The sequence below is a fragment of the Bartonella sp. HY406 genome, assembly GCF_025449315.1.
Classification (GTDB): Bacteria; Pseudomonadota; Alphaproteobacteria; order Rhizobiales; family Rhizobiaceae; genus HY038.
Genome location: NZ_CP104893.1, coordinates 3149805 through 3162163 on the forward strand (window position 1 = coordinate 3149805; position 12359 = coordinate 3162163).

10 protein-coding genes and 1 pseudogene are annotated in these 12359 nt (G+C 40.8%); 7 read left to right on the forward strand and 4 right to left on the reverse strand.

Features of this window, described 5'->3' with window-relative positions; translation table 11 throughout:
- Positions 1–8: 8 nt before the first annotated feature.
- Entirely contained in the window at positions 9–515 is a 507-nt protein-coding gene (locus N6B01_RS13270; protein ID WP_182419785.1) for a TIGR00645 family protein, read from the forward strand.
- A 158-nt stretch (positions 516–673) separates the two neighbouring features.
- Here the strand turns inward: N6B01_RS13270 and trxA are convergent, their stop codons facing one another.
- The gene (trxA, locus tag N6B01_RS13275) at positions 674–997 is read right to left on the reverse strand and encodes a thioredoxin (protein WP_182418220.1); all 324 of its coding nucleotides are present in this window, start codon (positions 995–997) and stop codon (positions 674–676) included.
- Between the two features lie 745 nt (positions 998–1742).
- Between trxA and N6B01_RS13280 the strand changes: the two genes are divergently transcribed.
- Positions 1743–3839 (forward strand): transglycosylase domain-containing protein, encoded by a 2097-nt coding sequence (locus tag N6B01_RS13280; RefSeq protein WP_262079200.1) that lies wholly within the window; start codon positions 1743–1745, stop codon positions 3837–3839.
- 149 nt (positions 3840–3988) lie between these two features.
- On the opposite strand, the gene N6B01_RS13285 is transcribed toward N6B01_RS13280, so the two are convergent.
- Complete coding sequence (locus N6B01_RS13285) at positions 3989–4654, reverse strand: aspartate/glutamate racemase family protein (protein ID WP_262079202.1); 666 nt, start codon at positions 4652–4654, stop codon at positions 3989–3991.
- A 102-nt stretch (positions 4655–4756) separates the two neighbouring features.
- Positions 4757–5290 (reverse strand): AprI/Inh family metalloprotease inhibitor, encoded by a 534-nt coding sequence (locus N6B01_RS13290; protein WP_182418223.1) that lies wholly within the window; start codon positions 5288–5290, stop codon positions 4757–4759.
- Between the two features lie 307 nt (positions 5291–5597).
- Here N6B01_RS13290 and dapF point away from each other — a divergent pair, with 307 nt between their 5' ends.
- The 5 genes and pseudogenes from dapF to N6B01_RS13315 all read left to right on the forward strand — a co-directional run bounded on the left by dapF (position 5598) and on the right by N6B01_RS13315 (position 10392).
- Positions 5598–6473 carry a diaminopimelate epimerase gene (dapF, locus tag N6B01_RS13295; protein WP_262080677.1) on the forward strand — a complete coding sequence of 292 codons (876 nt, stop codon included), beginning with the start codon at positions 5598–5600 and terminating at the stop codon, positions 6471–6473.
- A complete protein-coding gene (gene mtaB, locus N6B01_RS13300; RefSeq protein ID WP_262079204.1) occupies positions 6473–7747 on the forward strand; it encodes a tRNA (N(6)-L-threonylcarbamoyladenosine(37)-C(2))-methylthiotransferase MtaB in 1275 nt (424 codons plus the stop codon). The genes dapF and mtaB overlap by 1 nt, the downstream gene beginning before the upstream one ends.
- Before the next feature lie 552 nt (positions 7748–8299).
- A pseudogene (ftsY, locus tag N6B01_RS13305) lies at positions 8300–9220 on the forward strand (signal recognition particle-docking protein FtsY); the annotation flags it as partial.
- Between the two features lie 141 nt (positions 9221–9361).
- On the forward strand, positions 9362–9967 hold the full coding sequence (locus N6B01_RS13310) for a septation protein A (RefSeq protein WP_410007268.1): 606 nt from the start codon (positions 9362–9364) through the stop codon (positions 9965–9967).
- Positions 9968–10017: 50 nt separating this feature from the next.
- Positions 10018–10392: a DUF4259 domain-containing protein gene (locus N6B01_RS13315; RefSeq protein WP_262079210.1), complete on the forward strand. Its 375-nt coding sequence runs from the start codon at positions 10018–10020 to the stop codon at positions 10390–10392.
- A gap of 4 nt (positions 10393–10396) precedes the next feature.
- Here the strand turns inward: N6B01_RS13315 and N6B01_RS13320 are convergent, their stop codons facing one another.
- Entirely contained in the window at positions 10397–12265 is a 1869-nt protein-coding gene (locus N6B01_RS13320) for an SEL1-like repeat protein (protein WP_262079212.1), read from the reverse strand.
- Positions 12266–12359: the final 94 nt, after the last annotated feature.

The window sequence follows — 12359 nt, forward strand, 5'->3', positions numbered from 1 at the left end:
GATGAATGATGAAGCGCATCGAGTTATTAATTGAAGCAATTATTTTAGCCTCGCGCTGGTTGCTAGTTGTTTTTTATGTAGGGCTTGCCTTTGCCCTTGCGGTTTACGCGCTTTCTTTTGCTAAGGATTTGTTTTTATTTGTTCAACATGTGTTTACGTTGAATGAAAAAGCAACAATTTTAGAAATGCTTGGTCTTATTGATGCAGCGCTAATTGCTAGCCTAGTGGTGATGGTGATTATTTCTGGTTATGAAAATTTTGTTAGCCGTTTTGATGAAGGCGAAAATGATGTTCATTGGCTTGGCACTATTGATGCTGGCTCTTTAAAGGTTAAAGTTGCCTCAACAATTATTGCAATTTCTTCTATTCATTTGTTGCAAATATTTCTCAACCTGCCTTATGACTTCAATAAGGACCATGTTAAATGGTACACAATTTTGCATCTTACTTTTATTGTTTCCGCGCTTTTCCTTGCCTATATTGATAAGCTCACCGCCAAAAAAGACAAAAAGTAAACCACTATTTTTCAAAGCGGCGTAATGCTTTTTATTAATTTTAGTTTGAAAATAATAAAGCCCATTGCAATAAAACTGCAATGGGCTTTAATTTTTAATGAAGACAAATTAGTTAGCATAATGTCATATGCAAGAAATCAGCCTTTTAACGGCAGTTTTTATGCAATCGATGCTTTAATCCAATCAGCAAGGCGGCTTTTAGGAGCTGCTCCAACCATATTTGATGTCACTTCACCATCCTTGAACATCAACAATGTTGGGATCGAACGAACACCAAATTGGGTTGCAAGTTCAGGATTTTCATCAATATTGATCTTGGCAATACGTACCTTGCCTTCCAATTCTTGCGAAATTTCATCAAGAGCTGGGGCAATCATTTTGCATGGCTGACACCATTCAGCCCAAAAATCCACAACAACTGGTTGATTTGACTTTAATACGTCACTTTCGAAATTTGTTGTATCCACGGTTACAGTTGTCATGTTGAAATCCTTATATAGGCCTTGATCTTTCGGAAAGGTTTAAATCAGTTCGACTTTATAAAAAAGAGCGAACGGATTTAATTTTATATTTTCATGCATTTTTGCACGGTTAAATGCATATTTAAGTCAATGCATCTAACATTGCTATAGCTTATTAATTATCATGGCTGACCTTAGGTCTTACGTCAAGAACAAGCTTGTCGCAGTGCTAAGCGAAATAGGACATTTAAAAACCTAAATTTCCTGTATGGTCATAGTATAGCATGGATTTTTATTTTCTATTAGAATTATTTTTTAATTTTAATCCTAGCTCAAGCAAATTATCATATAATTTACGCGTCTTGACCAAACAAATTTTTGTTTATCCGTGATAGAGGCAAAACCGTTCTACTAATTGGTAAATTTAACGCCAAAGCCGTTGCTAAATGAAAAGATGCTAAAAACAGAGTTTCTCGTTATATTTAGTCATTTCAATATTTGGAATCCATACGAATAGAAAACTCAAACTTTGCCATATTTTGCCGATAAATTGCCCCTAAACTATTTTAAATATGCGCAAAGTGAGATTCTTATGCTTTACGTCATACACCAACTGGTTTAGGCATTGCTTGAAGCTTTGATCAAATCCAACCTAGACTTTACGCTTTTAAAATATTTATGATCTACCATCACTTTAGGAAATTAACCACGTGACATTAGCAATAACCTTTAACTATCAAACCCTAAATTATTTAAAGGGGGCGTAATGCACATTTCTGAGGATGATCGCGTCATAAAACCGACAACTAAAAAAAGCAAAAAGTCCAAAAATAGTAGCGGACAATCGTCTTCCTCCAAACGGCGCAAGTCAAAAAAACAACGAAGTTTTTTTGGTAGGCTTTTTTATTGGAGCTTTGTTTTGGGGCTATGGGGCATTATTTTTCTTGGCGCCTATATTACCTATGTCTGGCTAAGCATGCCGCAATTATCAACTTGGACGATTCCCGACCGCCCACCCAATGTGCGTATTGTTGCGCGTGGTGGAGAGTTGATTGCCAATCGTGGTACAACCGGTGGTGAAGCAGTCACGTTAAAAAATATGAGCCCTTGGATTGGCAAAGCGGTTGTAGCTATCGAAGATCGGCGTTTTAATTCCCATTATGGTGTTGATCCAGTGGGGATTGCGCGCGCGGTCTATACTAATGTTACCAATGGTCGTGGTAAGCAAGGTGGTTCAACCCTTACACAGCAATTGGCAAAAAATCTGTTTTTATCATCCGAACGCACGCTTGATCGTAAAGTAAGGGAAGCACTTATTGCCTTGTGGCTTGAGAAAAAGCTTAATAAAGATCAAATTCTTGAGCTTTACCTCAACCGTGTTTATCTTGGCTCTGGTGCTTTTGGTGTTGAGGCTGCCTCACGGCGTTATTTCAATAAATCGGCTAAAGACGTCACTTTGCTGGAAGCCGCAACCCTTGCGGGTCTCTTAAAAGCCCCATCCAGCCTATCACCGGCGCGTAATCCCGAAGCTGCTTATGCACGCGCTAAGTTGGTACTTGCAGCAATGCGCCAAGAAAACATGATCAATGACACACAATTGCAAATTGCCCTTGCTGAACCCATGGTAAAGGCTGCATCCTATTGGTCGGGCGGCGAAAATTATGCGGCTGATTATGTGGTAAGCCAATTGCCATTTTTAATTGGTGAGGCTGACCGCGATATTATCGTGGAAACCACTCTTGACTATGGTTTTGAAAAAGCAGCTGAAAAGGCAATTAATACGCAATTATCAACATCTGGTAAAAAGAATAATGTTTCGCAAGCAGCGCTTGTCTCTATTGATAAAAGCGGTGCAATCCGCGCATTAATTGGCGGCGCCAATTATGCTGACAGCCAATTTAACCGCGCGACCGATGCTCGTCGTCAACCAGGATCAACTTTTAAACCCTTTGTATATTTGGCAGCACTTGAGCAAGGGCGCACGCCAAATTCCGTTCGTAATGATGCACCCGTAAAAATTGGCAAATGGACACCGCGCAATGCTGGCGGTAAATATATGGGGCAAGTTACACTGACCACGGCGCTTTCCCACTCGTTAAATTCGGTTGCTGCGCAATTAATTATGGAAGTTGGCACTGATGCAGTTATTGAAACAGCTCATCGTCTTGGCGTCCATTCTGGCCTCAATGATAATGCATCAATTGCCCTTGGAACGTCAGAAGTTAGCCTTATTGAAATGACTGGTGCTTTTGTACCACTAAGCAATGGTGGTTATAAGCCACAAATTCATATTATTCGCCGCATTACCGACACGAAGGGTAAAGTGCTTTATGATATTGGTGAATTAAGTGGCAGTCGCGTTATTGATCCACAAATTGTTGGCATGATGAATGCCATGCTTGAACAAACCATTTTAACCGGAACTGCAAAACGTGCTAATATTGGTAGACCTGCAGCAGGTAAAACCGGTACCAGTCAAAATTCGCGTGATGCATGGTTTATTGGCTATACAGCTGATTATGTTACTGGTGTTTGGTTTGGCAATGATGATGGCAAGCCAATGAAGGGTGTAAGCGGCGGCGGGCTTCCAGTTAATGTGTGGAAAGATTATATGGGAGCTGCTGAAAAAAATATGCCTATACGCGATCTTTTGGCGAGTTATCAAATCGAAAACGCAATTCCTGGCGGCAATGATCTCTTGCCTGATGATGATAGTACCCCATCACCTTATAATGAGAATGGCTATCATTATGATGATAGTGATGATAATTTTCCACCACCGCCACCAGCTGTTAATCCACAAGCTAACCAGAATGTTGAAATTAAGAATAAAAGCTTGATGGAAATATTAAGAACTGAATAGATTATTAAAAATGCGTGTTGGTTAAGTTTATCAGCGATCAATTAAACCAACACGCATTTAACCATAATAATTTTCAACAACAGAACTAGAAGCATTGAAGAATAATGCAATTGATTGAATCTAATGATTTTAAACAAAGGTATACATCTTTAATTTAGTTTAAGAAATTGTTGCATGACCGCCTTTAAACCAGCTTCAGGTGCAGTTAAAACCGTTGAATGATTTATGTGTTTTGCGGCCTTCATCATTGACGATTGCACAAGTACAATATTTTGATAATCGTCTTTTAATGCTTCATTCGCGACTTTGGCAATTAGTGCATTATATTCTTGCAATTGACTCGCTTTAAACAAATCCCAAGCGCCTTCGATTAAAATAATATCAAAACTATTTTCTTTGCCAAAATCTTGCGCATCAAATATTTGCTGGGTTGGTTTAATCGTTGTTTTAACACTACAAAATGCAGCTATTTTGCCTCGAAGCTTCGCCGCTTCACGGGCCAATTCTTCATCTGACCTAAAAAATATGTTTTGAGATTGTTCTTTTGCTAAAGTAACCGCAGCGCCAAGGGAAGAACAGGTTAGTAAAATAGCATCGGCATTTTTAGCTGCCACTCGCATTGCATCAGCGGTTGCTACTAAAGTGTTTGGAATATCGCAATTTTGCTCGATACGCTCGAGTAAATCAGGGCGAATAATGTGGCTTATTTCTAGGTTATAATCTGTTGCATGATCTAGTTTGCAAAGATTTAAAGCTGCTTCATCATAAAGCGCCACATTGCTTTTAGCCGTATGAAAACAACAAATTTTAACCATTTCCCCCTCCGTTCGTTGATATTAATATAAAAGAACATAAAAAAACTGGCGCATTTAACGCCAGTTCTGATCTATCCTAATATGAGCTTTTACACGTTAAACTTAGCGTGAAAGGCTAATTGGCGAACCTGACGAGGTTTGGCCACTAAAATGGGTACCATCTTGTGATGTAAGTGTTGCAACGCTTGCACCTGATGCATCAAAGAATTCAAGTTTTGAACCACTAATATTCCAAGAATTAACGCTTGAAATGGCTGAAGGGCAATTTAAAGGTGCAGAGCGGTAGCCTTGGCCAAATTTGGTCATTGGCGTTACAACTTTACAGGTCAGGCCACCAACATTGGCATTCCAAACACCTGCAATACTGGCTGCAGCAAGGTTAATACCAGTTGCTTCACTACCAAGGCTTGCAACTTGATTTTGACCATCCATGCCTGGCGCAGTTGGATAGTCGCCTGTTGGGGCTGGCAATTCAGACTGCGAAATTGATGCTGAAGGGCCAGTGCCTGTTGCTGGTGGGAATGGGCGCACATCAGCATTTTGATAATTGCCACTGCCCATACGGTCTGCCATACAGCCTGTAGTTACCAGTGCAGCCAAAGCTAACGCAACCAATGAAATTTTATTCAACGCCATGACATGCTCCATCATCCGAATCGGTCAATTTTGTTAACCATAAAAGGTTTTTTTGCTAATATTCGGTTTTCACTTATAAATGCAATGAAATTAAGCTTTTTTTTTAACAATGCGGCTTAATAGCAACACATTATAGTGCTTTTTAATAATTCTACTCAAGTTCAACTGGTATTTTTATTGCCTTTACGCCATATAAGGCACATCAATCAGATTTCATGTGATAATCTAAAATAAATCTGCCGGAATTATTAAAATGCCAGAATCTTTACTCAAGTCTGAAATGACAGCTATGCAAAAGCAAAGAGCAATGACACAACTTACCAAAATGAACGGTCTTGGTAATAAGATTCTTGTCGCTGACATGCGCGACCAAAATGTGCATATTGTTGCGGCTGCGGCGATAGAACTTGCCAGTCATGATGAAACTTCCTTTGATCAAATTATGGCAATTTATAATAGCCGCATTTCAACAACTGATTATTATATTGAAATTTGGAATAGTGATGGTTCAAAGGCCAAGGCTTGCGGCAATGGCACACGCTGCGTGGTTGAATGGCTCTACAATCAAAATGGGCAGAGCCATTTTATCCTTGAAACCGATGGTGGTATTGTGGAAGCACGCCGCCTTGAAAATGGTCTTGTTTCGGTTAATATGGGTAAGGCGCGTTTAAACTGGCAGGATATTCCAACGCAATATGCGGTTAATGATACCAACCATGTGGCAGTTGGTACTGGCCCCTTGCAGGATGCCTCGCTTGTTTCTATGGGTAATCCCCATGCAATTTATATTGTTGATAAGGATGTTTGGGATTATCCCTTGGGGGATTTAGGACCAATTATCGAGCATGATGCATTATTTCCAGAACGGATTAATATTTCCATTGTCGAAATCACCTCGCCAACATCGTTTAATATGCGCACTTTTGAGCGCGGTGCGGGCCTAACCCTTGCTTGCGGTACTGGGGCTTGTGCAGCGGCAGTTGCAGCTAATCGTCGTGGGCTTATTGATAAGCGCGCTGTGGCAACATTACCGGGTGGTGATTTAGAATTATTTTGGCAAGAGGACGGCAATGTCCTTATGACTGGGCCAACCCAATACGAGTTTTCTGGATATTTTGATCCATTATCGGGTCAATTTATCAAGAATGAAGCAAATTTGAAGATTGAAAGAGTTAATGCCTGATGGCGACTGAAATTGTTACCTTTGGTTGTAGGCTGAATGCTTATGAATCTGAAGTCATGCGCAAAGAAAGCGCAGCGGCTGGTCTTGACACCCTTGAGGGCGGCGCAATCATTTTTAATACATGCGCTGTAACCAGTGAAGCGGTACGCCAAGCCCGCCAAGCTATTCGTAAAGCACGGCGTGAAAATCCTGACGCACGTATTATCGTCACCGGCTGCGCTGCCCAAACCCTTGCCCCCGAATTTGCAGCCATGGGCGAAGTCGATTTGGTTTTAGGTAATGAAGAAAAATTGCATTCTCATTCTTATCGCCAATTGCCTGAATTTGGTGTTAATCTTTTTGAAAAAGTCCGCGTTAATGACATTATGGAGGTTAAAGAAAATGCCCCCCATATGGTTGACCTTATTGAAGGGCGCGCTCGTGCTTTTGTGCAAGTGCAAAATGGCTGCGATCATCGTTGCACCTTTTGCATCATTCCTTATGGTCGCGGTCCATCGCGCTCAGTTCCCATGGGGGCCGTGGTTGAGCAGATAAAGCGGCTTAATGGCAATGGCTATCAAGAAGTTGTATTAACGGGAGTTGACCTTACCAGCTACGGCCCAGATCTTCCAGGAAAAGCTGGGCTTGGCAAGTTGGTTGCAGCAATTTTGCGTGGTGTACCAGATCTTGAGCGGTTGCGGTTATCATCGATTGACTCGATTGAGGCGGATGACGAATTATTAGAGCTTTTAGCCTATGAAAAACGCTTAATGCCACATTTGCATTTATCGCTGCAAGCGGGCGATAATATGATTTTAAAGCGCATGAAGCGCCGCCATGCTCGTGAAGATTCAGTGCGTTTTTGCAATGATTTACGCGATAAACGTCCTGAATTTATTTTTGGCGCTGATATTATTGCTGGTTTCCCCACCGAAACGGAAGAGATGTTTGAAAATACCCGTCAGCTTATAGCCGATTGCGGTTTAACCCATACGCATATTTTCCCGTTTTCGCCGCGTGAAGGAACACCTGCCGCCCGTATGCCGCAATTAGAACGCGGCATAGTGAAAGAACGCGCTGCAATTTTACGCAGCGAAGGTGACAAAGCCTATGAAAAGCACTTGCAACAGGCAATTGGTCGCCGCCAACGAGTTTTGGTTGAACGCGATGGCATTGGCCGCAGTGAAGATTATACCTTGACCGAAATTGCTGGTGCGGTGGCTGGCACTATTATAGATTGCGATATTTCCCATGTTGAGGGTGATAAACTGATTGGTCATAGAATTGCGGCTTAACAATCTAACTTTTTTGGATTAGCAAAAACAATATTTTGATATATAGATGAGAAAAAGCCACGCCTGTGGCTTGATGTTTTTTTAAGGATTTAAAACAATATGGCTGGTTTTTTCAAAAAGGTTTTTTCTTTTGCCGATAAGACAGATGAAGAAAATGCAGGTCAAGCACCAGCATTAACCCCTTTTGAAGCCCACCAACTGGCATTAAAACAGGCGCAAGAAGAAGCGGAAGCTCAAAAAACTGCAAGTGAACACGCCACTCACCATGCCAAAGAAACCTCCCCAAAAGAGGAAACCGAAAGCCAAAGCGATTCATCAAGTCCTAAACCCGATACAACACTTGATGAAACATTTGCTGAAATTGCTCAAGATAGCATTGTACCTGCAACAATTGATACAAGCCTGCTTGTTGATGAAGCTGAGGCAGCAGATGTTGTCACGGCATTTCCGCCACAGGAATTGCCAAAAAAAACAGGGCGCATCAGTGTTGGCGCCGATATTGAAGAAGTTATTGAACCAGAAGTTGTGGTGGTAGAAGAACCTGTTGCGGTAAAGCGCTCATGGTTTGAGCGTTTGCGCAATGGCTTGTCGCGCTCATCACGTCAGCTCGGCGATTCAATTGGTGCTATTTTTACCAAACGCAAACTTGATGAAGAAACATTGCAAGATCTTGAAGATGTGTTGATTGCCTCCGATCTTGGGCTTGAAACGGCAATGCGGGTTACCGATTCCCTTGCTTCTGGCCGCTATGGTAAAGATATTTCTACCGATGAAGTGCGTGTGATTATGCGCGATGAGATTGAAAAAGTTTTGGCGCCTGTTGCCAAACCTTTAGAGCTTGATCTTTCGCATAAACCGCATGTTATTTTGGTGGTTGGCGTCAATGGCACAGGTAAAACCACCACCATTGGTAAATTGGCAGCAAAATTATCGCGTGGTGGCTTAAAAGTAATGTTGGCCGCAGGCGATACTTTTCGCGCAGCAGCAATTGAGCAATTGCATATTTGGGGTAAACGCACCAATTCACCAGTTGTTGCAACTAAGCTTGGCGCTGATGCTGCAAGCCTTGCTTTTGAAGCCTATGAAAAGGCAAGGGAAGCGGGTAGTGATGTATTGATTATTGATACAGCAGGGCGTTTACAAAATAAAACCGAATTAATGGATGAACTTGCCAAAATCGTGCGCGTTTTAGGCAAGCATGATGCTGATGCGCCGCATACGGTTTTGCAAACCCTTGATGCAACCACTGGACAAAATGCCCTTAATCAAGTCGAAATTTTCCGCAATGTTGCAGGGGTCAATGGTTTGGTGATGACAAAGCTTGATGGAACAGCGCGCGGCGGTATTTTGGTGGCTATTGCAGCAAAGCACAAATTACCTGTTTACTTTATTGGCGTTGGTGAGGATATTGATGATCTTGAACCCTTTAAAGCCAATGAATTTGCCCAAGCGATTGCTGGAAAACATGATTAAGCAAACATGATTAAGCAAGCATAAATCTCACCTGATTGAATTAAATTTAAGTAAAATCCATGACCTTAGAAAGCATGATGAATGACAAAATCAATTTTTGAACCAAATCCAGATGATGCTGCAGCGGTAAAAAAGGCGCAAATGTCGCCAATGGGTAAGTTAATATTGGAAATGGGGCCATTGGTTTTGTTCTTTTTTGCCAATTATAAAGGGCAATGGCTTATCGACAATATCAGTTTTTTTTCAAGCTTTGATAAGCCAATTTTTCCAGCCACGGCTATTTTTATGGTGGCGATTGTGGTTGCCCTTATCCTATCATGGATTTTAACCCGTACTATTCCAGTTATGCCCTTGGTATCTGGTATATTCGTGGTGTTTTTTGGCGCCTTAACTCTTTGGTTGCATAATGATATTTTCATTAAAATGAAGCCAACAATTATCAATACTTTATTTGGTATTATCTTATTTGGTGGGCTATTATTTGGTCGCTCGCTGCTTGGCTATGTCTTCGATTCAGCTTTTCGACTAGATGCTGAAGGTTGGCGCAAGCTTACTTTTCGCTGGGCATGCTTTTTCATTTTCTTAGCGGTTTTAAATGAAGTTATCTGGCGCAATTTCAGCGATGATTTTTGGGCAAATTTCAAGGTTTGGGGCACAATGCCCATCACCATCATCTTTTTAATTTTGCAAACACCGCTTTTAGCTCGCCATTCACTTGATCTTAAAGACAACCAAGATGAGTCTTAAGATTATCATATCAAAACGTATCAATAATTAATGAAATTTTGGAGAAAAAAATGGGCGCTTGGAGTGTAAAGCCTTGGGGAAATGATGAGGCGGCAGATTGGTTTGCAAATTTTTGGCAAGATAAGGATTTTTCGCCAATTATTACTCTGATTGAAAATTTTGATCCAGCCAATGAGGATTATTGCGCGTTTCGCGCTGCTTGTTATTTGCTTGAAACTTTGGGGCGGCCCTATGTTTGGCCAAGCAATAGGCTTGATGATTTGCGCCCGGTTTTAACCAAAGCTATCGAAATTTTAGAAAATATGGTCAGTCCGCCTGATGAAAACTGGTTTTTTCTTGAGGAATGGGACAATGATCCAGAAATGATTGAAGCGCTTGAGCAACAAATTGCCGCTTTAACCAAAAATCTCAATCAACTGGCCTAAAGCTTTATTCAATAATGCAATTTGTAAAAGACGATTCATAACACAATGATGCAGCCGCTTTTGCGGCTGTTATTTCTTCTTTGGTTAAGTTCTTGCCGATAGTGTTTTGTAAGTCGAGATTGCGTTGACTATAGTTGAAAGACAGTGCAAGCACGCTCCACATATAAGCTGTTTCTTTGTTTTGTTGAACGCCATTTCCCTCCATAAACATAAGTGCCAAATAATATTGTGATTCTGGCTCGCCCTTTTTAGCCGCAATGCTAAACCATTTTAGTGCTTCACTATAATTTTGCTTCACGCCATGACCGTAGTAATAAAAAAATCCAAGATTAGTTTGTGCCTTTATATAGCCCTGTTTAGCCGACAATTTAAATAAACGCGCTGATTTAGCATAATCTTGTTTAATTCCAGGATGATCGTTAAGATAGATAAGACCCAAATTATATTGAGCAGCCTTTTCCCCCTGATCTGCTGAACGGCCAAACCACTTTACTGCCTGTTCAAAATCGGGTTTAACATTGTTTTCACTGATATAAATCAAACCAAGATTATTCTGTGCAATAGCTAAGCCTTGATCAGCAGCTAATTGAAAAAGATATTTGGCTTTCGAGTAATCTTTTTTTACGCCCATGCCGTTCATATAGATTAAACCAAGCTTATTTTGAGCTTCCGGATAATTTTGCGCAACAGCACGCTCGAACCATTCAATCGCTAAGCTATAATTTTGATCGACACCAGTGCCATTTTTATAAGCGACACCCAAATTGGTTTGAGCATCCGCGAGTCCAGCTTGGGCGGCAGTGTTAATCAACGCTACACCTTTTTTGTAATCAAGCTCTACACCCCTACCATACATGTAAAGCATACCAAGATTGTTGCGAGAATTTATGTCACCTTGTTCGCTAGCCAATAAATACCATTTGGCAGCTTCCTTATAGTCTTGTTTAACCTCAATTCCTTCTTCATATATTTTGCCCAAACGATATTGCGCATTAACATTGCCCTGCTCTGCAGCACTTTTAAATAAATCGAGTGCTTTGCTTATATTTTTCTCAACTCCAACGCCGGTTTGATAAAAAACTGCAAGTTTAGTCTGGGCATATGCATCACCTTGATCAGAGGCTAATTTGTACCATTTTGCGGCTTCAATTGCACTTTGCTCGGTTCCTTTACCGGCAAAATAAAGATCGCCTAGATTTGTCTGTGCTGCAACATTGCCTTTAGCTGCCGATTGTTTGAAGAGTGATATTGCTTTAACATAATCTTGTTTAACCCCATCACCAGCACTGTAAAGACTACCAAGATTATTTTGAGCATCTGCCAAACCTTGATCTGCAGCTTTTTGAAACCACTTGGCAGCGATTGTATAATCAACAGGCATTGATTTGCCAAAATAATATAAAAGACCAATGGCATATTGGGCATTGGCATTGCCTTGCTCGGCAGATAAAAAATACCGGCGTTTTGCATCTTCAATATCTTTTTGAATACCAAGCCCATTTTCAATCATATAAGCAAGATTAAATTGCGCCATTGAATTATTTTGTTCAACTGCTAATTGAAACCATTTAAGCGCTTCTTCGTAGTTTTCGGCAACACCTTCACCTCTTAAATACATCACGCCTAAATTGCTTTGGGCATCATCTAACCCAAGTTCTGCAGCGCGGCGAAACCATTTAACGGCTTCTGTTTTATCTTTAGTGACGCCATCCCCGTTTAAATAATATACGCCCAAATTATGCTGGGCATAAGGGTCATTAAGATCGGCGCGCAGTCGTAAAGTGATATGATCGCCATAATGGATATAAAGAAAAGCAATGCTAGTAAAAGCAATGATAATAAAACCAATTACAGCAATAATAAAACGTTTCATTAAACCACCATGCAATTAAAACCCGCGGCAAAATTGCCGCATTTTAATCATTAAATGTTAATTTCAGTCGTTTTTTCACTCTGCTTTAAAGAGG

Bases quoted from the DNA above. Each gene is read 5' to 3' on its own strand.
- dapF (WP_262080677.1), top strand. From the start codon at position 5,598: ATGACACAACTTACCAAAATGAACGGTCTTGGTAATAAGATTCTTGTC.
- N6B01_RS13285 (WP_262079202.1), bottom strand. From the start codon at position 4,654: ATGGTTAAAATTTGTTGTTTTCATACGGCTAAAAGCAATGTGGCGCTT.
- trxA (WP_182418220.1), bottom strand. From the start codon at position 997: ATGACAACTGTAACCGTGGATACAACAAATTTCGAAAGTGACGTATTA.
- N6B01_RS13320 (WP_262079212.1), bottom strand. From the start codon at position 12,265: ATGAAACGTTTTATTATTGCTGTAATTGGTTTTATTATCATTGCTTTT.
- N6B01_RS13315 (WP_262079210.1), top strand. From the start codon at position 10,018: ATGGGCGCTTGGAGTGTAAAGCCTTGGGGAAATGATGAGGCGGCAGAT.
- N6B01_RS13270 (WP_182419785.1), top strand. From the start codon at position 9: ATGAAGCGCATCGAGTTATTAATTGAAGCAATTATTTTAGCCTCGCGC.
- N6B01_RS13280 (WP_262079200.1), top strand. From the start codon at position 1,743: ATGCACATTTCTGAGGATGATCGCGTCATAAAACCGACAACTAAAAAA.
- N6B01_RS13310 (WP_410007268.1), top strand. From the start codon at position 9,362: ATGTCGCCAATGGGTAAGTTAATATTGGAAATGGGGCCATTGGTTTTG.
- N6B01_RS13290 (WP_182418223.1), bottom strand. From the start codon at position 5,290: ATGGCGTTGAATAAAATTTCATTGGTTGCGTTAGCTTTGGCTGCACTG.
- mtaB (WP_262079204.1), top strand. From the start codon at position 6,473: ATGGCGACTGAAATTGTTACCTTTGGTTGTAGGCTGAATGCTTATGAA.